16 protein-coding genes and 2 pseudogenes are annotated in these 22,235 nt (G+C 58.9%); 10 read left to right on the top strand and 8 right to left on the bottom strand.

Annotated elements, in window-relative coordinates; all coding sequences use genetic code 11:
* The first annotated feature begins 201 nt into the window (after positions 1-201).
* Both hrpA and SP68_RS13940 read left to right on the top strand, forming a co-directional pair.
* Positions 202-4,047 carry an ATP-dependent RNA helicase HrpA gene (hrpA, locus tag SP68_RS13945; RefSeq protein ID WP_236946317.1) on the top strand — a complete coding sequence of 1,282 codons (3,846 nt, stop codon included), beginning with the start codon at positions 202-204 and terminating at the stop codon, positions 4,045-4,047.
* Positions 4,048-4,298: 251 nt separating this feature from the next.
* Entirely contained in the window at positions 4,299-5,090 is a 792-nt protein-coding gene (locus SP68_RS13940; protein WP_224224388.1) for a hypothetical protein, read from the top strand.
* A gap of 100 nt (positions 5,091-5,190) precedes the next feature.
* On the opposite strand, the gene SP68_RS13935 is transcribed toward SP68_RS13940, so the two are convergent.
* From SP68_RS13935 to SP68_RS13910, 6 genes and pseudogenes are all read right to left on the bottom strand, one after another.
* A complete protein-coding gene (locus SP68_RS13935) occupies positions 5,191-5,850 on the bottom strand; it encodes an O-methyltransferase (protein ID WP_040968455.1) in 660 nt (219 codons plus the stop codon).
* A 103-nt stretch (positions 5,851-5,953) separates the two neighbouring features.
* Positions 5,954-7,324, bottom strand: coding sequence for an efflux transporter outer membrane subunit (locus SP68_RS13930; protein WP_040968456.1), 1,371 nt, complete (start codon positions 7,322-7,324; stop codon positions 5,954-5,956).
* Complete coding sequence (locus SP68_RS13925; RefSeq protein ID WP_008805107.1) at positions 7,321-8,406, bottom strand: HlyD family secretion protein; 1,086 nt, start codon at positions 8,404-8,406, stop codon at positions 7,321-7,323. The genes SP68_RS13930 and SP68_RS13925 overlap by 4 nt, the downstream gene beginning before the upstream one ends.
* Positions 8,407-8,434: 28 nt before the next feature.
* Positions 8,435-10,087 (bottom strand): annotated as a pseudogene (locus SP68_RS13920) (efflux MFS transporter permease).
* Positions 10,087-10,518: a MarR family winged helix-turn-helix transcriptional regulator gene (locus tag SP68_RS13915; protein ID WP_008805105.1), complete on the bottom strand. Its 432-nt coding sequence runs from the start codon at positions 10,516-10,518 to the stop codon at positions 10,087-10,089. The pseudogene SP68_RS13920 and the gene SP68_RS13915 overlap by 1 nt, the downstream one beginning before the upstream one ends.
* A 137-nt stretch (positions 10,519-10,655) precedes the next feature.
* Positions 10,656-11,570, bottom strand: coding sequence for a LysR family transcriptional regulator (locus SP68_RS13910; protein ID WP_022065672.1), 915 nt, complete (start codon positions 11,568-11,570; stop codon positions 10,656-10,658).
* A gap of 100 nt (positions 11,571-11,670) precedes the next feature.
* Here SP68_RS13910 and SP68_RS13905 point away from each other — a divergent pair, with 100 nt between their 5' ends.
* From SP68_RS13905 to SP68_RS13875, 7 genes are all read left to right on the top strand, one after another.
* The gene (locus SP68_RS13905; protein ID WP_008805103.1) at positions 11,671-12,669 is read left to right on the top strand and encodes an aldo/keto reductase; all 999 of its coding nucleotides are present in this window, start codon (positions 11,671-11,673) and stop codon (positions 12,667-12,669) included.
* 49 nt (positions 12,670-12,718) lie between these two features.
* Entirely contained in the window at positions 12,719-13,906 is a 1,188-nt protein-coding gene (locus SP68_RS13900; RefSeq protein WP_008805102.1) for an MFS transporter, read from the top strand.
* Positions 13,903-14,967 carry an aldo/keto reductase gene (locus tag SP68_RS13895; RefSeq protein WP_008805101.1) on the top strand — a complete coding sequence of 355 codons (1,065 nt, stop codon included), beginning with the start codon at positions 13,903-13,905 and terminating at the stop codon, positions 14,965-14,967. The genes SP68_RS13900 and SP68_RS13895 overlap by 4 nt, the downstream gene beginning before the upstream one ends.
* Before the next feature lie 61 nt (positions 14,968-15,028).
* The gene (locus tag SP68_RS13890; protein WP_040968457.1) at positions 15,029-16,513 is read left to right on the top strand and encodes an FAD-dependent oxidoreductase; all 1,485 of its coding nucleotides are present in this window, start codon (positions 15,029-15,031) and stop codon (positions 16,511-16,513) included.
* A gap of 2 nt (positions 16,514-16,515) precedes the next feature.
* Positions 16,516-17,721: an acetyl-CoA C-acyltransferase gene (locus SP68_RS13885; protein WP_040968458.1), complete on the top strand. Its 1,206-nt coding sequence runs from the start codon at positions 16,516-16,518 to the stop codon at positions 17,719-17,721.
* 13 nt (positions 17,722-17,734) lie between these two features.
* Positions 17,735-18,520 (top strand): AfsA-related hotdog domain-containing protein, encoded by a 786-nt coding sequence (locus SP68_RS13880; RefSeq protein WP_012541915.1) that lies wholly within the window; start codon positions 17,735-17,737, stop codon positions 18,518-18,520.
* Positions 18,501-19,154 carry an HAD family hydrolase gene (locus tag SP68_RS13875; protein WP_040968459.1) on the top strand — a complete coding sequence of 218 codons (654 nt, stop codon included), beginning with the start codon at positions 18,501-18,503 and terminating at the stop codon, positions 19,152-19,154. The genes SP68_RS13880 and SP68_RS13875 overlap by 20 nt, the downstream gene beginning before the upstream one ends.
* A 64-nt stretch (positions 19,155-19,218) precedes the next feature.
* On the opposite strand, the gene SP68_RS13870 is transcribed toward SP68_RS13875, so the two are convergent.
* Together SP68_RS13870 and SP68_RS28370 are read right to left on the bottom strand one after the other, a co-directional pair.
* On the bottom strand, positions 19,219-20,493 hold the full coding sequence (locus SP68_RS13870) for a Glu/Leu/Phe/Val family dehydrogenase (RefSeq protein WP_008805096.1): 1,275 nt from the start codon (positions 20,491-20,493) through the stop codon (positions 19,219-19,221).
* 212 nt (positions 20,494-20,705) lie between these two features.
* Positions 20,706-20,852: pseudogene (locus SP68_RS28370) on the bottom strand (hypothetical protein).
* 169 nt (positions 20,853-21,021) lie between these two features.
* On the opposite strand from SP68_RS28370, the gene SP68_RS13865 reads away from it, so the two are divergent.
* Positions 21,022-22,227: a bifunctional succinylornithine transaminase/acetylornithine transaminase gene (locus SP68_RS13865; RefSeq protein WP_012968351.1), complete on the top strand. Its 1,206-nt coding sequence runs from the start codon at positions 21,022-21,024 to the stop codon at positions 22,225-22,227.
* The last annotated feature ends 8 nt before the right edge of the window (positions 22,228-22,235 follow it).

Here is a 22,235-nt window from a genome sequence, read left to right as displayed (position 1 = left end):
ATTCACAATCGCGCCACAGAGATAGCGCAATATATCGAATCCTATGTTCAGATTTTTTGAACAAGGCACGGATGACACAGATGTGGTACTCTAAGGCAATACATCAAAAGAGATTTTCCCGGCAGAGCTCTGCCCGATAACGCTATGACAGAACAACAAAAAATCACCTTCCCCCAGCTTTATCAACAGCTCGACGGCCTGATGCTGCGCGACAAAACGCGCTTCGCCCGCCGTCTGCACGGCGTGAAGAAGGTTAAAAATCCTGAATCGCAACAGGCCATCCTCCAGGAGATGGCGCAGGAGATAAGCCAGGCAGCCGGTAAAGTCCTGCTGCGCGAAGCGGCGCGTCCGGCCATCACCTATCCTGAAAACCTGCCGGTTAGCCAGAAAAAACAAGAGATTCTCGAGGCGGTGCGCGATCACCAGGTGGTGATCGTCGCCGGAGAGACCGGTTCGGGTAAAACCACCCAGCTGCCAAAAATCTGCATGGAGCTGGGCCGCGGGCTGAAAGGGCTGATCGGCCATACCCAGCCGCGTCGTCTGGCCGCGCGAACCGTCGCCAACCGTATCGCCGAGGAGCTGCAAACGGAGCCGGGCGGTTGCATCGGCTATAAAGTCCGCTTTAGCGATCACGTCAGCGACAACACCATGGTCAAGCTGATGACCGACGGTATTCTGCTGGCGGAGATCCAGCAGGATCGCCTGCTGATGCAGTACGACACCATCATTATCGATGAAGCGCACGAGCGCAGTCTGAACATTGATTTTCTGCTCGGCTATCTGAAAGAGCTCCTGCCGCGCCGCCCGGACCTGAAAATCATCATTACCTCGGCGACCATCGACCCGGAACGTTTCTCAAAGCATTTCAATCATGCGCCCATTATCGAAGTCTCCGGGCGGACTTACCCGGTGGAAGTCCGCTACCGGCCGATAGTGGAAGAGGCGGACGACACCGAGCGCGATCAATTACAGGCGATTTTTGATGCGGTTGACGAACTGGGGCGCGAAGGGCCCGGCGATATTCTGATCTTTATGAGCGGTGAGCGGGAAATTCGCGATACCGCTGATGCGCTGAATAAGCTGGATCTGCGCCATACTGAAGTGCTGCCGCTGTATGCCCGCCTGTCCAACAGCGAGCAGAACCGCGTCTTCCAGCCGCACAGCGGACGACGCATCGTGCTGGCGACCAACGTGGCGGAAACTTCGCTGACCGTGCCGGGCATTAAATACGTTATCGATCCCGGTACTGCGCGTATCAGCCGTTACAGCTACCGCACCAAGGTGCAGCGCCTGCCGATCGAGCCGGTTTCCCAGGCGTCCGCCAACCAGCGTAAGGGCCGCTGCGGCCGCGTTTCGGAAGGGATCTGTATTCGTCTTTATTCGGAAGACGATTTCCTGTCGCGCCCGGAGTTTACTGACCCGGAAATTCTGCGTACCAACCTGGCGTCGGTCATCCTGCAGATGACCGCCCTGGGCTTAGGCGATATCGCCGCCTTCCCGTTTGTCGAAGCGCCGGATAAGCGCAATATCCAGGACGGCGTGCGCCTGCTGGAAGAGCTGGGCGCCATCACCACCGATGAGCAGGCCACCGCCTATAAGCTGACGCCGATGGGCCGCCAGCTCAGCCAACTGCCGGTGGATCCCCGTCTGGCGCGCATGGTGCTGGAGGCGCAGAAGCACGGCTGCGTGCGGGAAGCGATGATCATCACCTCCGCGCTGTCGATTCAGGACCCGCGCGAGCGGCCGATGGACAAACAGCAGGCCTCCGATGAGAAGCACCGCCGTTTCCACGATAAAGAGTCCGATTTCCTCGCCTTCGTCAATCTGTGGAACTACCTTGGCGAGCAGCAGAAGGCGCTGTCGTCGAATCAGTTCCGCCGCCAGTGCCGGGTCGATTTTCTTAACTATCTGCGCGTGCGCGAGTGGCAGGACATCTACACCCAGTTGCGCCAGGTGGTGAAAGAGCTCGGCCTGCCGATCAACAGCGAGCCGGCGGAATATCGCGAGATCCATACCGCGTTGCTGACCGGTTTGCTGTCGCACATCGGCATGAAGGATGCCGATAAGCAGGAGTTTACCGGCGCGCGCAACGCCCGCTTCTCCATCTTCCCGGGTTCCGGTTTGTTTAAAAAGCCGCCAAAATGGACGATGGTGGCGGAACTGGTGGAAACCAGCCGGCTGTGGGGGCGCATCGCCGCCCGCATTGAGCCGGAGTGGGTTGAGCCGGTCGCGCAGCACCTGATCAAGCGCTCATACAGCGAACCGCACTGGGAGCGGGCGCAGGGCGCGGTGATGGCGACGGAGAAGGTCACCGTCTACGGCCTGCCGATCGTTGGCGCACGCAAGGTCAACTACAGCCAGATCGACCCGGCGCTGTGCCGCGAACTGTTTATCCGCCACGCGCTGGTGGAGGGCGACTGGCAGACGCGGCATGCCTTCTTCCGGGAAAACCTGAAGCTGCGGGCGGAAATCGAAGAGCTGGAGCATAAATCGCGCCGCCGCGACATCCTGGTGGATGACGAAACCCTGTTCGAGTTCTACGACCAGCGCATTAGCCACGACGTCATCTCCGCCCGTCATTTTGATGCCTGGTGGAAGCAGGCCAGCCGCGAAACGCCAGACTTGCTCAATTTTGAAAAGAGCATGCTGATTAAAGAAGGGGCGGAGCAGGTCAGCAAGCTGGACTATCCGAACTTCTGGCATCAGGGCAACCTCAAGCTGCGGCTTAGCTACCAGTTTGAACCGGGCGCCGATGCCGATGGCGTGACGGTGCATATTCCGCTGCCGCTGCTGAACCAGGTGGAGGAGGCCGGATTTGAGTGGCAGATCCCCGGCCTGCGTCGCGAGCTGATTATCGCGCTGATAAAATCGCTGCCGAAGCCGGTGCGGCGCAATTTCGTCCCGGCCCCTAACTATGCGGAAGCGTTTCTCGGCCGGGCGACGCCGCTTGAGCTGCCGCTGCTTGATTCGCTGGAGCGTGAGCTGCGTAAGATGACCGGCGTGACCATCGACCGCGAGGCCTGGCTGTGGGATCAGGTGCCCGATCACCTGAAAATCACCTTCCGGGTGGTGGATGACAAAAACAAGAAGCTTCAGGAAGGGCGCTCGCTGCAGGCGTTGAAAGACGCGCTGAAGGGCAAAGTTCAGGAGACGCTGTCGGCGGTGGCCGATGACGGCATCGAGCAGAGCGGGCTGCATATCTGGAGCTTTGGTACGCTGGCGGAAAGTTACGAACAGAAACGCGGCAACTATAAGGTGAAAGCCTGGCCGGCGCTGGTGGACGAGCGCGACAGCGTGGCTATCAAGCTGTTTGATAATCCACAGGAACAGCAGCAGGCCATGTGGCGTGGTCTGCGCCGCCTGCTGCTGCTCAACATCCCGTCGCCAATTAAGTATCTGCACGAAAAACTGCCGAACAAAGCCAAGCTTGGGCTCTATTTTAACCCGTACGGTAAAGTGCTGGATCTGATTGACGATTGCATCTCCTGCGGCGTTGATAAGCTTATCGACGAGGCGGGTGGTCCGGTGTGGACGGAAGAGGGCTTCAGTCAATTGCACGATAAAGTGCGAGCCGAGCTCAACGACACGGTGGTGGAGATCGCTAAACAGGTCGAGCAGATCCTCACCGCGGTGTTCAATATCAACAAACGGCTGAAAGGCCGCGTGGATATGACCATGGCGCTGGGGCTGTCGGATATCAAAGCGCAGATGGCGGGTCTGGTGTATCGCGGTTTTGTCACCGGCAACGGTTTCCGCCGTCTTGGCGATACGCTGCGTTATCTGCAGGCGATTGAAAAGCGTCTCGAGAAGATGGCTATCGATCCGCACCGCGATCGCGCACAGATGCTGAAAATTGAGAGCGTGCAGCAGGCGTGGCAGCAGTGGCTGAATAAGCTGCCGCCGAACCGCCGTGAGGACGACGATGTCCGGGAGATCCGCTGGATGATCGAGGAATTGCGCGTGAGCTTCTTCGCCCAGCAGCTGGGCACCCCGTATCCTATCTCGGACAAACGCGTCCTGCAGGCGATGGAGCAGATCACGCCGTAATCCCTTCCTTCCCCCCGCCCGGTGGCGCTGTGCTTGCCGGGCGGGGGCATATCCTGAGGCTGATACTCATCAGTACGCCGCACCCGATAATCTTCCCGCCCCGGATGTGGCCCATACCGGTTCTCCCGGACGTAAAATTAACGGATTCTGAAAATCAACCCGGTGGCTTGGGGAACCTGCTTTATTGGCGTATGTTTAGCCTCGCTTTGCCGGATAAACAGGACTCGGAGTCTATTTTTACGATGATGGCTATGTACAGACTATTTATGCTGGTGTCGGCCATTCTTGTTATTACGGCGTGTAAGCCTTTCGTTGACGCTTTTTCCTGTGATGAAACCCAGCGGGCGATCAACGATGCCAATTTTTATATTTTGACCTATCTTCCACCGCTCAATGGCGATGTGCAGAGCGTAAAAATTGACGGTAGCCAAAATAACGACGCAGGCACGCTGCGTTTTGCCCGGTGCCGCCGGCTGGAAAGTTACGAGCGAGCAAAAACTTTTAATACCGCGAATGACTCCACGATAGTCAGAGATAATGTTCACTGGCGAAATGATAAAGGATGGATGCGGGAATATATCCGACAGACCCGGAGCGCGGCGGGAAATATCAGAAAAATGGTCATGCGTGAGCAGTTCTACACCGATAATCTCGGGCGCATTGTACGTTCAGAGAATCTACTCGTGTCGCAGCAACCGCCCAAAGCCATGAGCACGACCACCTATCACTATGACGACCGCCACCGGCTGGTGCGTAAAACGGTCAATGGCGGCATGATGGCCATGCTTGCTGTCAATTATCGCTACGCGGAAGGGCATTTAAGCCGCATTGCCGACTCGGATGCGACCACGACGCTGCGTTGGGATGAAAAAGGGCGGTGGTTATCCGAGGAAAGAACCACCACGTATAGTACAAAACACCAGTCGCGCTGTTTAGGCTGGGACCCCGAGGGGAACTGTACCGGGGAATATGGCGAGCATGAAGGATACGGCGGAAAAAGCGACGCGTCTCTGCACTATCAGTATACGTATTATCCCCAATGATCGTCAGCGGACGAATGCCGCTGGTGACGCGTCCCGGCGCGGGTTTTCTCCCTCTCCCTGGGGGAGAGGGCCGGGATGAGGGCATCAGGCCGCCCGGATCTTACCCATTCACCAGCGCCAGCGTAAACCCATCCCATCCCTTGATGCCCACCGTCTGCAGCGCGGTGGCAGTGAGCCGCGGGTTATCCCCGATCATTTCGATAAACCGACGCACGCCCTGCACGCGCGCATCATCGCTTTGTCCGTTAATCACTTCGCCATCGCGCACCACGTTATCGCCCACGATCAGCGTCCCGGGGCGCGAATAGTGCAGCGCCCACTCCAGATAGCGAGGATTATTAGGTTTATCGGCATCAATAAAGATCAGGTCGAACGGCTGCACATTCGCGAAATTTTCCAGCGTGTTCAGCGCCGGTCCTTCAATGAGTTCAATGCGCTCGTTTAGCCCCGCAAGGCGGATATTCTGGCGCGCCACCCCGGCATGGCCAGGATCGGTCTCGAGGGTAATCAGCTTTCCGTCGGCGGGCAGCGCGCGCGCCATCCAGATAGCGCTATAGGCGCCGAGCGTGCCAATTTCCAGGATCCGCCGCGCCTGCGTTATGCGCACCAACAGCGCCAGAAGTTGCCCCTGATTGGCCGCAACATCATGTTCAGGTAGCCCGGCGCGTTTGTTGTTTTCCAGTACCTGACTCAGTATGTCATCTTCAGGAATAAGCGAAGAAATCATGAAATTATCGACGGCAGACCACTGTTGTTGCATAGATTGACTCCCTGGTGGTTGTTGCCGGGTAGCGCTGCGCTACACCGGCCTGAATATGGGTTTCTGCGCTCTCCACGGTTGTGGACCGGCGCGCACAGGGGATTCACGCGTTCATCCAGCCGCCTCCCAGCGCCCGGTAAAGATCGATCTGCGCCAGCAGCAGGTTGTTCTTCACCTGCACTACGCTAAGCTGGGTGGAGAACAGCGTTCGCTGGGCATCGAGCACATCCAGATACGAAGAGTAGCCGTTACGGTAGCGATTCTGCGCAATGCGCAATGTTTCCTCCGCCACCGCCACCTGCCCCTGCAGTTCGGCCAGCTGTTCGCCGTAGCGGCTAATGGCGTCAAGGCTGTCATTCACCTCTTTGAACGCGCCGCGCACCGTTTTCTCGTAGCTATAGAGCGCCTGGTTGCGCTGGGCCATGGAGACATCCACCTGGGCATTTAACGCCTGGCGGTTAAGCAGCGGCGCCAGAATACTGCCGCCGACGCTCCACAGCCGCAGCGGGTTGTCCAGCAGGTCCGGCAGTGTACGATCCTGCATGCTGCCGGTAGCGGTGAGGTTGATAGACGGCAGCAGCTGCGCCTGCGACGAGGCCAGGGTGGCATCGGCGGCCACCAGCTGACGCTGAGCCTGTACGATATCCGGGCGGCGGTTGAGTAAGGTGGACGGCAGTTGCGACGGCAGACGCAGCGGAGTGAGCTGGGCGAACTCGCCGCGTTTTACCGCGCCGGGGTTATCACCCAGCAGCACGCTGAGCGCATTTTCCTGCTGCGCAATCTGGTGCTGTAGCGGCGGGATCTGCGCCCGCGTTGAGCGCAGCTCCGAATCTGCCTGCATCAGCTCAAGGCGTGAAGTATACCCGGTTTCAAACTGACGTTTGGCCAGGCGCCACGCGTCTTCCCGTGATTTCAGCGTCTGCTGGGTAACCCGCAGCTGCTCATCCAGCGACAGCAGGGTCACGTAGCCGACGGCCACCGAGCTGGCGACGCTTAGATTGGCCGCGGCTGCAGCGGCTTTTTGCGCCTCGAGGCTGGCTCCGGCGGCGCTGGCCGCGCTGCGGTTGGCGCCCCAGATATCAACATCATAGCTGGCGGTCAGGCCGCCTTTGTACAGCGTGCTGTGGATCGGCAGGCCGGTGGCGGCGGACTGCGCGCGGGCGCGGGTACCGCTCAGGCTGGCGTCCAGCGAGGGGAAAAGGCTGCTGTCGGCGGCATAGGCCCGCGCCTGATACTCATTCACCCGCTCCCGGGCGATCAGCACATCGCTGTTATAGCGCAGCGCCCGGTCGACATACTGATTGAGCGTGCTGTCATGAAAATTGCGCCACCAGACGCCTTCCACCGGGCTGGCCGGGCCAACGTCGGCCCGCCAGGCGGCAGGGATGGTCAGGGTCGGCTGCGCGCGCTGCACGTCGGCGGATTGACAGCCGACCAGCGCGAGGATGACGGCAAGGGTGACCGGGCGGATCATGGCTGTTTCTCCGCGCGGGTATCAATGGTCACCTGCACCGACATACCGGGACGCAGGTGTTCGCTGTACTTCTGCCCGTCGTTGACCGTAATGCGCACCGGGATCCGCTGGGCGATCTTGACGAAGTTGCCGGTGGCGTTGTCCGGTGAGATGGCGCTGAATTCCACCCCGGTCGCCGGGGAGATGCTCTGCACCTTGCCATGGAAACGCTCACCGTTAAGCGCGTCGACGGTGAAGGTGACCGGCTGGCCGATACGCACCTCGGCAAGCTGGGTCTCTTTCAGGTTGGCGATCACCCAGTGCTGGGGCGGGACCAGCGAGGTCAGATGGGTTCCGGCGCTGACGTAGGCGCCAAGACGTACCGAGATCTGCCCCAGCTGGCCGCCGGTGGGGGCGATGATCTGCGTATTCTGCAGGTCGATCTGCGCCAGCTCGAGGGCGGCTTTGGCGCTGGCCACGTCGGCTTCCAGCGAATCGCGATTGACGATGGTCGATTCACGGTCCTGGCGCGACATCTCCAGCGCCGCTTTCGCCTGTTCAATATCCGCAGCCCCTTGCGCCGCGCTGGCGCGCGCCGAATCACGCTCGCGGATCGACAGCGAACCATCGGCAGTCAGCTCCTGTACCCGTTTTAAATCGGCCTGGATTTTCAGATTCTGCGCGCGGGCGTTTTGCAGCGCGGCTTCATTTTTGGCGATCGTCGCCTCGGCGCTTTTGCGCTGCTGCAGATTGTTGCGCAGCGCGGCCTCCTTCATCGCCAGGGTAGCCTGGGCCTGATGCACCCGCTGCTTATAGATGCGATCGTCTATCTGGAACAGCACCTCGCCCGGCTGGACAATTGCGAAATCTTTGACGTTGACGGCGGTGATGTAGCCGTTGACCTGCGGGCTGATAAAGGTGGTCTGCCCGCGCACATAGGCGTTATCGGTAAACTGGCTATGCCGGGTGAACGGCGGCAGTTGCCAGGCGTAGAGGATCACTAATACGCCGACGAGGCCTATCGCTGCGGCGGTAAAAATGGAGACCACGCGAATGTTGTTCCGGGTGTTGGCCTGTTGTTTGGCCGCATCCTGCTGACTCATAACGACTCCAGAGATGAAATGATGATAATTATTTGCTGCCGGTGGCGCGTTTTAAGGCGATACGGGCGGTCAGTCGTAAGCGAATTAAGCGCCAGAAAACCCACACTAATGTGCCGGCGGAGATGGCCGCCGTCAGCAGATAGGTGTCATTCCAGGCGAGAATATTGGCCTGCAGCGTCGCGGCGTTTTGCAGCAGGGTGGTGGCCTGAACGTTAAGCAGGGTGCTGTCGCCGATCTGGCTCTGATACATCTGGCTATACTGCTGCAGCCGCTCGACGATCAGCGGGTTCAGGGTGGTGATCTGGTCCGCCAGCTGGCTGGAGTGAAATTTTTCCCGCCAGGTCTGGAAGGTGCCGAGGATCGCCGACCCCAGCAGACCGCCGATGTTCTGGCTCATGCCGAATAGCACCGAGAAGCTGACCAGGTTGCGCGGATCGGCAAACACGCCGCCAATGCCGGCGAGCATCGCCGGGGCCAGAAAGAAGGCGCTGCCGAAGCCGAGTAAAAACTGGCTGAACATTAATTGTTCCGGACGGGTGAGGGCGTTGGACTGGCTGTCGAGCAGCGAGGCTACCATGATCAGCGCCAGGGCGGTGGCGGTCGGCCAGTAGAGCTTCTGCGGGTTGAGCGTCAGACAACTGGCGATGATCCCGCACAGAATGCCGGCGAAAATTGACCATGCGAGGTTAGTCATCTGTTCGTTTTGCAGACCAACGTACTGCAACCAGCCGATGACCCCGGTGTTTTGCTCCGCCAGCACGATGCGGATCAGCAGCATAATCAGGCCGAGGCGTACGATGCTGCCGCTGGAGAGCCACTTGGTATTGAGCAGGGGATTGCTGCGGTTATGCTCAAAGGCGATAGCGGCGACGATCAGCACCACCGCTGCCGCCAGCGACCAGCCGATCCACGGCGCTTCAAACCACCACTCGAGCCGCCCCAGCGACAGCACGGCGCACACCAGCGCCATGCCGGGCGCCAGCAGAAAGAAGGTGATAAAATCCTTCTTCTCGAACACCTTTTTACGATCGCTCGGCGGCAGTTTCAGCGCGATGACGCAGGCCAGCGACACCAGCGCCAGCCCCAGTTCAAAGAAGTAAAGGCCGCGCCATTCATCGATCTGCAGCAGTTCGGTGGAAAAGAGACGCGCCAGCGGAATGGCCAGCGACGAGCCGGTGATGCCGATGGTTAGCCCTTTCAGGCGGTGGCGTGCGGGCCAGGCCTGCACCTGGTAGTAGATCCCCAGCGAGCTGAGCGCCGCGGCCACCATGCCGTGGGCGGCGCGGACCATCATCGCCGAGCTGAGATCGTTGACGAACAGGTGGAAAAAGGTGACCAGCACATAGAGCACCAGAAAGCCTTCGGTAAAGGCGCGCAGCCCAAACTGCTGGCGAAATTTCACCAGCAGCAGGTTGATGGAGACGTTGGTCATGACGTACACCGCCGGCAGCCAGGCGATCTCGGTCGACCAGGCGGCGAAGGTGCCCTGCAGCAGCTGCAGGTTGGCGGTGACCACCGCGTTGCCCAGCGCGCCGGTGAGGCACACCAGCAGGCCGACCACGCCATAGGCGAGACGTTTCTGCGGACTGTGCAGCGGCGTCGAGGGCGAGCCAAGCAGGGCTGGTTTTTCATGCGGCGCCCAGTCATGCGGGGCATAGGGGTTATCCTGGCGACGGGGCATTATTTCTTCTCCACTTCGCGCAGCAGTTTTTCCAGCACCCGCTGAGTTTGCTCCCGCTCCTGCGGGGTAATCGCCGTCAGGATCTCTTCACGCAGATCGTCCGCCACCGTTTTGACCTGCTCATACAGCGCCATTCCCTGCTCGGTGGCGACCAGCAGCCGCTTACGTTTATCGCTGGCGGTGGTGACACGCTCCACCAGGCCGAGGGCGACCAGCCGGTTGATCAGCGGCACAATGGTCGGACTCTCTACCCCCAGCTCCTGCGCCAGTTCGCTTTGCGACAGCGGCTGTGGCTGGCGGGCAATGGCCGCGACCGCCACCCAACTGGCCTGGCTCAGGCCAAGGTCCTTTAGCCGACGGTTGACCGCCAGCCGCCAGTGATGGGCGGTGAGGTATAAAAGATGGGAGAAGTTAAGCTGTCGATTGTCCATAGGTCGTCTGTCAATATCGTTAGAGCTCTAACGAGTTTATGTCGGGCGACCGCCATAATTCAAGGCGAAGGAAAAAAATTGGTTAACGGTATGTGCGTTTATTGTGGCTAATAGCGATGGGTTAACCCGCGAACCCTCTACTCACTGAGGATGCTCTTATTCTGCGCCATGACCCAGGTGATAAAGGCCCGTAGCGGCACCGGTATATGTTTCCGGCTCGGGTAGTAGACGCAGAAATGGTCGGCAGGATAGTGGTAGTCGGGTAACAAACGGACCAGGCTGCCCGCGCTCAACTGCTGCGTCACCAGCGACTGATAGACAAAGGCGATGCCTAATCCGCTCTCCGCCGCCTGGATCATCGCCGTATCGGAATCAACGACCAGATCGCCTCTGACCGCGACTTCGCTTGGCTCACCGCTGGGGCTAATAAACTCCCAACGGTACTTTTCACCGCTGGGAAAACAGCGGTTGATGCAGCGGAAATTGACCAGCGACTGCGGGGTGTCGGGCTCGCCGGCCTCGCGGATATAGGCCGGGCTGGCCACCGGGATCAGCGACAGCTTCTCGCCAAAGGGGATGGCAATCATATCTTTGGGCACATCCTGCGAATAGCGAATACCGGCGTCAAAACCGGACTCAATAATATTGACTTTCCGATCGGTGGTATACAGTTCGAGCGTTACATCGGGATAGGCGGTTTTAAAGGCAATAAAATAGTGTTGAAAAAACAGGTCAAGAACAATACGCGGTAAATTGACTTTCACCACGCCTTCCGGCGTCAGGCGATGATAATTCAGGCTGTCAACCACCCGGCGATAATCATTGACCACCGGCGTCATATTATTAAGAAATTCCTCACCCACGGCAGTTAATGACAAACTGCGCGTCGAGCGATTCAGCAGGCGTACGCCTAACTTTTCTTCCAGATGATTAATAGCGCTGGTGAGAGCCGGTGGTGAAAGATTTAATGCCCTGGCGGCCTGGCGAAAACTGCCATGTTTCACTATGAGTATTAATATTTCAATTTGTTGCAAATCCGGCAAGGTTTTCATTGTTAATTTCCAGCTAACACCGCGTTCGGAATAGATTAATTGTTATCAATGTAAAAGGGAAGTATATATTTAATAACATTCAGCACGTAAGGAAAATAAGGTGAAAACACGTTATCTCGGAAAAGAGAAGTTCCAGGTTTCCGCATTGGGTCTCGGGTGTATGGGAATGAGTTTCGCCTACGGCGGCGCCGAGGAGTCGCAGGCGATTAATACGATTCATGCCGCGGTGGACATGGGCGTGACCTTCCTGGATTCTGCCGAAGTGTATGGTCCTTTCGATAATGAAGTTCTTGTCGGGAAAGCGATAAAAGGTATCCGCGATAAGGTGCAGATTGCCACCAAGTTTGGTTTTCGTATTTTGCCGACCGGCCAGGGACTGGAACGCATGGCCGGCGTCGACAGCCGTCCGGAACATATTCGCGAGTCAGTGGAAGGGTCGCTGAAGCGGCTGAATATCGAGACCATCGATCTGCTCTATCAGCACCGCGTCGATCCGGCGGTGCCGGTGGAAGACGTGGTGGGCACCATGGCCGACCTGGTTAAAGAGGGGAAAATTCGTCATATCGGACTGTCGGAAGTCTCAGCCCAGACGCTGCGCCGGGCCTGCAAGGTGCATCCGATTACCGCCGTGCAGACGGAATACTCGCTGTGGACCCGCGAGCCGGAGGCCGGTATTCTCAACGCCTGCCGCGAGCTGGGGGTGGGCTTTGTCCCATACAGCCCGCTGGGGCGCGGCTTCCTGACGGGAAAAATCACCGATCCTGGCGTCTTCGCTGAGGATGATTTCCGTCGTAATCTGCCGCGCTTCCAGGCCGAGACCATGCGCAAAAACCAGCTGCTGCTTGAGCGCCTGCAGCAGGTGGCCACGCGCTATGACGCGACTCTTGCGCAGATTGCCCTTGCCTGGGTCATGAGCAAAGGCGAGGATATTGTGCCTATTCCGGGGGCGAGGAAAATTGCCCATCTGCGCGATAATGCCGGAGCCGCGAATATTACCCTCTCACCTGAGGATATTCTCACCATCGAAGATATTTTCACTCCCGATAACGTCACTGGCTTACGCTATAACCAGGGCGACTTTAACTTAATCGAAAAATAACTCCCTGAATACTATTCTCCCGCCGTCCTGGCGGGAGATGAGGTTACTTATGACTATTGCTGTTTCCCGTTCGGCGGGATTGCCTGCGGCAGTTTATGCGCTTTCCGTGGGCTCATTTGGTATTGGTACCACCGAATTTGTGATTATGGGATTATTACTCGATGTGGCCCATGATTTTCATATATCCATTACGCTTGCCGCCTGGTCTATTACCGCTTATGCCTGTGGGGTGGTGATTGGCGCGCCGCTCCTCACACCGCTATTAAGCCGCTACCCCAAAAAACCGGCGTTGTTATTTCTGATGATCTTATTTTCCATCGGTAATTTAGGTTGTGGTATTGCCGGTAATATGACCATGCTCATTATTTTTCGGGTAATAACCGCCTTAGCCCACGCCTCATTCTTCGGCATCAGTTCGGTTTATGCCGCGGAGCTGGCGCCGGTGGATAAACGGGCTTCGGCGGTCTCCGCCGTCTTTCTCGGCGCCACCCTGGCCAATATTCTGGGCGTGCCCCTCGGCGCCTGGGTAGGGCAATACCTTGGCTGGCGCTACACCTTCTTTATGGTCACGCTGATTGGCATTCTTTCCGCCCTGGCAGTCATTGCCCTGGTGCCCGGCCGTCAGGCCCAACCGGCGGTGCAGAGTCGGATCCGCGACGAGCTGAAGGTGCTGCGCCATCCGACGGTGCTGCGCAGCCTGCTGATCACCGCGCTCGGGTTTTCCGGCGTCTTCGCCGCCTTTACCTACATTGCGCCCATGCTGAAAACCGTCACCGGGATGAGCGAACATCTCATTCCACCGGTGCTGGTGCTGTTTGGCGTCGGGATGGTCGCCGGGAATCACCTCGGCGGCCGCCTGACCGACGGTGGGGTCCGCCGGGCACTGCTGCTGACCCTGGCCTTGCTTATCGTCGTCCTGTGCCTCTTTCCGTTCGCCATTCAGACGCTACCCGGCGCCTGCGCGGCGGTGTTTCTGCTGGGGGCGGCGATGTTCTCCACCATTCCGCCGCTGCAGATGCAGGCGCTGGACAGCAGTGAGACCGGCAAAAGCATGGTCTCCTCGTGCAATATCGCCGCCTTTAACCTCGGCAATGCCGCTGGCGCCTGGTTTGGTGGGCTGTTGCTCACCGCCGGCGTCTCCCTCTCGCATATTCCCCTGGCCGGTGCATGCCTGACCGCCAGCGGATTTGTTATCGCTAGTGTGACGTTGTCACCTTTAAAAGGAAGTCAAGCATGAAGTATCGGTATTTAGGTTCCACCGGGCTGTCGGTGTCGGAGCTCTGTTTTGGCGCCATGACGTTTGGTGAAAAAGGGGCCTTTCTCGGCGCGCCGGGACGCAACTGGTCGGAATTCGGCGTGGTGCCTGAGCATACGGCATACGATCTGGTGTACAAAGCGCTGGACGCCGGGATTAACTTTTTTGATACCGCGGACTGTTATAAAAACGGCCAGGGCGAAGAGCTGCTCGGTAACGCGCTGAAGGGGAAACGCCAGCAGGTGATTATCGGCACCAAAGGACGCTGGCAGACCGACCCCAATCCGAACGCGCTGGGGGCGTCGCGCTACCATATTATTAATGCCGTCGACGCCAGCCTGCAGCGGCTGAAAACGGATTATATCGATATCTATCATCTCCACGGGTTCGATCCGCGCACCGCGCTGGAGGATACCCTGCGGACGCTGGATGCGTTGATTCGCGCCGGGAAAATTCGCTACATCGGGGTCTCCAACTACGCGGCCTGGCAGCTGGCGAAGGCGCTGGGGATCTCAGAGCGCCTCGGACTGGAAAAATTCTGCGTCTATCAGGGCTATTACAATATCGCCGCGCGAGAACTGGAGCATGAGATTATCCCGCTCAGCGTCGATCAGAACGTCGGCATCACCGTCTGGAGCCCGCTGGCCGGGGGCTTCCTCACCGGTAAATACCCTCGCAATCAGGCGTTTCCTGAGGGCAGTCGGCTGGCGAACGCCACCCCGTTTGAGTCGGCGCCGATCGCCAATCGCGAACAAGCCTGGCAGACTCTGGAAGTGATGCAGGAGATTGCCCGTCAGCGCAACGCCAGCGTGGCGCAGGTGGCGCTCAACTGGTTGCGTACCCGCCCGGGGATCACATCGCTGGTGATCGGCGCGACCAAACTCGCCCAGCTGGAGGATAACCTGGCGGCACTGAACTGGACGCTGAGCGACGAGGAGGCGGCGATCCTCAACAGCGTGAGCGAAAAAGAGAAGCCTTATCCCTACTGGCATATCTGCAATGTCGCCGGCGATCGCCGTCTGGCCGACGATATCTACCCCTAACTCACCCTGCACCCAGGCAACACGCGTATGCCCCCCTGGGGGCATACAGAGAGGCTCGATCGTGAAAAAAGTACTCATTGTTGGCGCCGGCCCGGTAGGGTTAATCATTGGCTGCTATCTGAATAAGTATGGAATTGATTTTGATATTATTGATAAAAATACACACAGCACCACCTGGTCCAAAGCGCTGAGCGTCAGTCCGGCGACGATTAAAGCCTTCCACGGCTTAGCCCTTGCCGGGGAGCTGACCGCCCAGGGCAAGCAGGTTCAGTCAATTTACGCCTGGTATAAAAACCGCAAGTTTCTGCATATTGATAACCGCCATCTCCCCACCTGCTATCCCTTCCATGTCAGTATCCCGCAGCCGCGGACGGAGAAGATCCTTGAAACGGCGCTGGCCGAGGCCGGTCAACTGGTGAAACGCGGACATCAGCTGGTCTCCTGGCGGCGGGAGGAAGGGCGCTATCACGTCTCTCTGCTCGACGATGCCCGCCGGGCCTGTTCCGCTACTTATGACTATATTATCGGCGCCGACGGCGCGGCCAGCACCGTCCGGGAGCTGGCCGGGATTGGCTTTAGCGGCCATGATTACCCGCTGCATTTTGTAATGGCGGACGTGCAGTTCGCCAGCGCGGCGACGCTCCCGGGAACCTCTTACTATATTGACGAGCTGGGCTTTCTGATCTTTCTGCCCATGCCGGACAATCAGGTCAGGATCGTGATTAAAAGAGCCGGTCGATTACCGTCGCCGCGTCCGGTGCCGGATCTGCAGGAGATCAACGTGGCGCTGGCGCGCTTCTGCCCCGAGGTTCCTCCGGCGCAGGCGCTGACCTGGTCCTCCAGCGCCAACTTCTATAACCGGATCGCCGATGACAATCTGCAGCACAATATCATGCTGGCAGGCGATGCTTTCCATCTGTTCAGTCCGATTGGCGGGCAGGGGATGAATACCGGTATTCAGGATGCGATTAACCTGGCCTGGAAGCTGGCCTTTTACCTGCATGGCGTCGCCAGCGACCGGCTGCTGGCATCCTATCGCACCGAGCGCTTCGCCGCGGTGAGCGGCGTGCTGCATGCCACCGATCACGATACCGGCCTGATTGCCGGTCTGGTGCCGAAAAATCATATCGACGCGGTCTACTTTCCGGAGTTTTGCAATCGTCACTATTATCGCCACCAGCTGCCGCTGCAGTACGCCGGCTTTGCCGCGCCGCAGTGCGCTCACCCGAACGGCCTGATGGGCCACCATGTTCCGTGGTACGTCTTTACCTCGCCGCAGGCGAGGTTTCGCAACAGTTATGACGCCTTCGCCAGCGGTAAGGTCGTGGTCTTTTCCGCGCGCGTCGACTGTCCTCCCTTATCCCGCCTGAAACCTGGCGGCTGGTTTATATTCTGCGCCCTTGACCCGGCGGACGAGGCGTTTCTCGAGGCGCTACAGATTGGCCGCGATGACTATGCGGTGATCAATCCCGATGGCTATGTGGGCTTTACCGGCAGCGAAGCCGGGACATCGCAGTATCTTTCCTCGCTCTACGTAATGGAATAATCATGAATAAAGTGTATATCGTCGCGGCCTGCCGTACGCCGGTGGGGCGTTTTCTTGGCGCCCTGAAAACGGTCTCTGCGGTGGAACTGGCCGCGCTCACCGTCCGCCACAACCTGCAGCAGGCCGGGATTGACCCGGCGTGGATTGACGAAGTGATCTGCGGCAGCGTCCTCTCTGCCGGGCAGGGGATGGGGCCGGCGCGTCAGGTCGCGCTGCGGGCGGGGATCCCGGTGCAAAAGCCGGCTTACACCCTGAATATGATCTGCGGTAGCGGCATGAAAAGTATTACCGAGGGGGCGATCCATATCCAGAGCGGTTATGCCGACCTGGTCGTCGCTGGCGGGATGGAAAACATGAGCCAGGCGCCGTTTTTGCTGAGGGGAGAGATAAGGGGCGGCGTGAAATTGGGCGCGTTCAGCAGTGAGGATCTGATCCAGAGCGATGGCTTAACCGATCCGCTGTTGCATATTCCGATGGGGGAAACGGCGGAGGCCATCGCCGCGCATGAACAGATCTCGCGCGCAGAACAGGACCAGTACGCCCTCGACAGCCATCAAAAAGCCTCCGCCGCCAGCCGCGCCGGCCATTTTGCCGAGGAGATAGTGCCGGTGACGGTCAGCGCGAAACGGGGCGTCAGCGTGGTCCGCGAGGATGAGCAGATCCGCCATGATCTTAGCGCCGACCAGCTGGCGGCGCTGAAACCGGCTTTTCGTCGCGACGGGAGCGTCACGGCGGGCAACGCCTCGGGGCTGAACGACGGCGCGGCGTCAGTGATCCTCGCCTCGGCGCGCGCCGTTGCGCAGTACGGCCTGCGGCCGCTGGCTGAGATAGTCTCCTTCGGCGAGGGCGGCGTCGACCCGGCGATGATGGGGCTTGGGCCGCTGCCGGCCATGACGTGCGCCCTGCGCCGCGGGCGGTTTCAGCTCAGCGATATGGCGCGACTGGAAATTAACGAAGCCTTTGCCGCGCAGGTGCTGGGGGTGGTCAAGGGGCTGGCCCGCGAGCATCAGATGACGGCGGAGGAGATAGCCGCCCGCCTGAACGTCAACGGCGGCGCGATTGCCCTCGGGCACCCGCTCGGCAGTTCCGGAACCCGGATTGTCGTGAGCCTTCTGCACGCGCTGCGCCGGGAGAATAAACCGACCGGCCTGGCCTCGCTGTGTATCGGCGGCGGGATGGGTATTGCGTTAATTGTGAAAGCGATCTGAGGAGACAAGCGCCATGGAAAAATTAATTGTGGTGGGTGAGAAATTTACCGATTTTGCCCGGCGGCATCAGAACGTGCTGACCGTCAACGAGTTTGAGCGTTTTGTCTGGAGCGGCGAGCTCGCCGGCGTCGATAAAATCGTCATTGGTCAGGGCGTGCAGCTCGACGACATCTCCCGCACGGTCTGCATTATTCGTCAGCACTATCCGGATAAAATCCGCCAGATCGTCAATCTGCAGGATCTCTATTATCAAAACAACCGCGATCATCAGCGGCTGGTGCATAAACGTAAAAAAGAGAACATCCTCATCACCTCGCCGGAAAAACGCGATGAAGATAGCTATTGCGCGCGTCTGATCCTGCAGGACGCCTCGGAACTGCTCTGCGACCACCAGACCGGGCAACACATCCAGGGGATGGTGCTGATCGAGGCGGCGCGGCAAACCATCATCGCCACCTCGGAGAAATTTCTGCTGGCGGAGGCGGGCGTGGCGATGGACGAGAAGTACTTCACGCTGAGCTCGCTGCAGGTAGCTTTTTCCAGCTTTGTTTTCCCGCTGCCGGTGACCATTGTGCTGAATGTGGTGTCGCGCAAAAGCTCAGCCCACGGCCGCTTTACCTGCGAGTGTTCGGTCGGTTTTGACCAGACCGGCACCCGCAAAGCGGAAGTCGGCTTTAGCTTCAGCGTCTATGACCTGAACTACATTACTCGTAAGGAGTGTGAGCAGGCGGCGCTCTGCCATCAACATTATCTGGTCAGTATTGAGCAGGGGGACGGGGATGAGCATCGCCTTTTTTGACGTGGATGAAACGCTGATTACCGGCAAAAGTATGTTCCTGTTTCTGCACCGCTATGCCGAGGAATATCCGCTGCAGTGCGGTTTGACGACCGCGGCGATTGTCCGCCAGCTCCAGGCGCTTAGCAAAGCGGGTCAATCGCGGGAGGCAATCAATCGCTACTACTATTCGCTGTTTCGCCATGAGCCGCGCGCCCAGGTACGGGCGGTTGCTGAGGCACTGTATCGCGAAGGTGGGTACGGTTTTCACCGTGAGGTGGTGGCGATCCTCCGGCAACATCAGGCGCGCGGGGATGACGTGGTGTTTGTCTCCGGATCGATGACCGACATTCTCTGGCCGGCGATGGCGGCACTGGGGGTGGAGCATGCCCTGTGTTCAGAGCCGGTGGTGGTTGACGAACACTATACCGGGGAACTCTGGCGGACCGCCATTGGCGAACATAAGGCGTTGCATGCTCAACGCTACGCGCAGGAACGGGGCCAGCCGCTGGCGGCGTGCTATGCCTTTGGGGACCATATCTCGGATCTGCCGCTGCTCGCGCTGGTTGGCAACCCCTGCGCGGTCAATCCGTGCGCGGCGCTGCTGGCGGAGTCGCAGCGTCGGGGATGGCCGGTGCTGTGGTCTAACGGCGGTTGACGGCACGATAGCGAAAAAAAGGGGGCGGCGCTACGCCACCCCCTGATTCACACCCTGACGGGGATCAGCCCGGGTAGATGCCGCGGTCTTTACGCGCCATCAGGATGCGTTCGCAGGCCACGATATAGGCGGCGGTACGCAGCGTACACGCTTTCTCGGCGGCTTTATCGCAGACGTGAATAATGGCGTCGGTCATGATGCGGTCCATCTTGGCGTTGATCTCTTCTTCGCTCCAGAAGAAGCTGGCCATATCCTGCACCCACTCAAAATAGCTGACGGTCACCCCACCGGCGTTACAGATAACGTCCGGCACTACGATCACGCCGCGCTCGGCCAGCACGTCGTCCGCTTCCGGATAGGTTGGGCCGTTGGCCCCTTCCAGCACCAGTTTGCAGGTCAGCTTCTCCGCGCGCTCGCGGGTGATTTGCCCTTCCAGTGCCGCCGGGATCAGAATGTCCATCGGGGTGGTCCAGAAGGCGTCTTTATCGATCTCCTGGGCGCCAGGGAAACCGGCAATCTGCTTTTTCTCCGCCTGCCAGGCGGTGAGGGCGGCCATATCAATCCCGCCTTCGTTATACAGGGTCGCGGTATGATCCTGAATGACCACCACGCGGGCGCCGACGCCGGCGAACAGGCGGGCTGCTTCGCTACCGACGTTACCAAAGCCCTGCAGCGCGACTTTGGCGCCTTCAATTTCGATACCGGCGCGACGAGCCACTTCCCGGCCGGTGACAAATACGCCACGCCCGGTGGCCTTTTCACGGCCGAGGGAGCCGCCGAGGTGGATCGGTTTGCCGGTGACCACGCCGGTAATGGTGGTGCCATGGTTCATGGAGTAGGTGTCCATCATCCATGCCATCACTTTACCGTTGGTGCCGACGTCCGGCGCCGGAATATCTTTCTGCGGCCCGATAATAATGCCGATTTCGCTGGTGTAGCGGCGGGTCAGACGCTCCAGTTCACCTTCTGACAGTGAGAAGGGGTCGACGCGAATGCCGCCTTTGGCCCCGCCGTAAGGAATATTGACCGCGGCGCACTTAATGGTCATCCAGGCAGAAAGTGCCATGACTTCGTTAAGATCGACATCCGGATGGTAGCGAACACCACCTTTACCCGGTCCACGCGACAGATTGTGCTGAACGCGATAGCCCTCGAAGTGGCGGATGGTGCCGTCGTCCATTTGCACAGGAATGTCGACGATCAGCGCACGCTTCGGATGGCGCAGGGTTTCCACCCAGTAGGCAAGATCGCCGAGATAAGGCGCGACACGGTCGATCTGGCGCAGGTAGGTGGTCCATGGAGATGTACTACTTTCAGATGCGTAAGATAACTTTTCCATAAGAGTCCTGTTTCTCAGTGTTATTTATGTCGTGTAAAACCGTGGAATAGCTACAGCAGTAAACTCTGTGCAATGAATGGTATCACCAATTTTATAAAGCGGTATTTGACGGCAATTCCGATTTTTAAATTTTTGTTAGATTTTTTATTTTTTAAGTGAATAACTACGCACGCCAACCACCTGCAAGCTGTGCATTTTAATTCACTTTTTATTCACTTAAGTGCATAGAAAAATATTTTTTCTATGTTTTTCATTATCTTGATGATCTTCAAAAAGTGAATAAATTGCTTCCACCCGTATTGACAATCTTATTGTTCACAGGCCAGCATTAGCCCACACAACAACATGACGTTAACCATGAATTAACAAATACCCACAAAATAAATAGGGCTTATTTTTCCTGTGGTGAATATTTTTGCCATCACAGCGGGCGCGCTCGTGTCCAAAATAAGCCGAGGGTCAGGGTTAATGTCGATTGTCCAACGCGGCGGGAGCGTTTTCCGTCGTCTTACGTTCCGGAGATGAATGATGTCAGGCACTATGACTCGCGAAGATTTTGACGCTTACCTGGTTCCCTGTTTTGCCCCCGCGCCGTTTATTCCGGTCAGGGCGGCGGGTTCCCGCGTCTGGGACCAGCAGGGGAAAGAGTATATCGATATGGCGGGCGGCATTGCGGTGAATGCCTTAGGCCATGCCCATCCGGCGCTGGCTCAGGCCCTGCAGGATCAACTGGCGAAACTGTGGCATATCGGCAATGGCTATACCAACGAGCCGGTGCTGCAGCTGGCGAAAACCCTCGTGCAGTCGACCTTTGCCGATAAGGTGTTTTTCTGCAACTCCGGCGCCGAAGCCAACGAGGCCGCTCTCAAACTGGCGCGGAAATACGCTCACGATAAGTTTGGTGGTGAAAAAAGCGAAATCATCGCCTTCAACCATGCCTTCCATGGCCGGACGCTGTTCACCGTCTCCGTCGGCGGCCAGCCGAAATATTCCAGCGATTATGCTCCGCTGCCGCAGGGCATTACCCATCTGCCCTATAACGACATCGAGGCGGTCACCGCGGCCATCTCTTCGCGCACCTGTGCGGTGATCGTCGAGCCGATCATCGGCGAAGGCGGCGTGATACCCGCTGACCCGGCGTTCCTCCAGGCGCTGCGCACCCTCTGCGATCGCCATCACGCGACCCTGATATTCGATGAGGTGCAGACCGGGGCGGGCCGTACCGGCCATCTCTACGCCTACCAGCACTACAACGTCGTCCCGGACATCCTCACCAGCGCCAAAGGGCTGGGGGGCGGCTTCCCAATCGGCGCGATGCTGGCGAAAGAGGCCTGGGCGCAGGTCTTCCAGCCCGGCACCCATGGCACCACCTTCGGCGGCAACCCGCTGGCGGCGACCGTCGCTAACGCCGTGCTGGCCCATCTCGATGCGCCGCTGCTGGCGGGCGTTGGCGAGCGCCATGCGCTGATTGTTGACCAGTTGAATGCGATCTCTGCCCGTTACGATGCGTTCAGCGCCGTGCGGGGCACCGGTCTGCTGATCGGCGCTGAGCTGGCGGGGCCGCTGCGCGGCAAGGCCAAAACGTTGACCAACCTGGCGGCGGAAGAGGGGCTGATCGCCCTGATTGCCGGCCCGGACGTGCTGCGCTTCGCGCCGGCGCTCAATATCCCGCTGGCGGATATTGCGGAAGCCTTCGTGCGCCTTGATCGCGCCGTTGCCCGCTTAACCCGCTAACCGGGAGG

The organism is Klebsiella variicola, assembly GCF_000828055.2.
Classification (GTDB): domain Bacteria; phylum Pseudomonadota; class Gammaproteobacteria; order Enterobacterales; family Enterobacteriaceae; genus Klebsiella; species Klebsiella variicola.
This window is presented reverse-complemented; position numbering and strand designations above follow the sequence as displayed.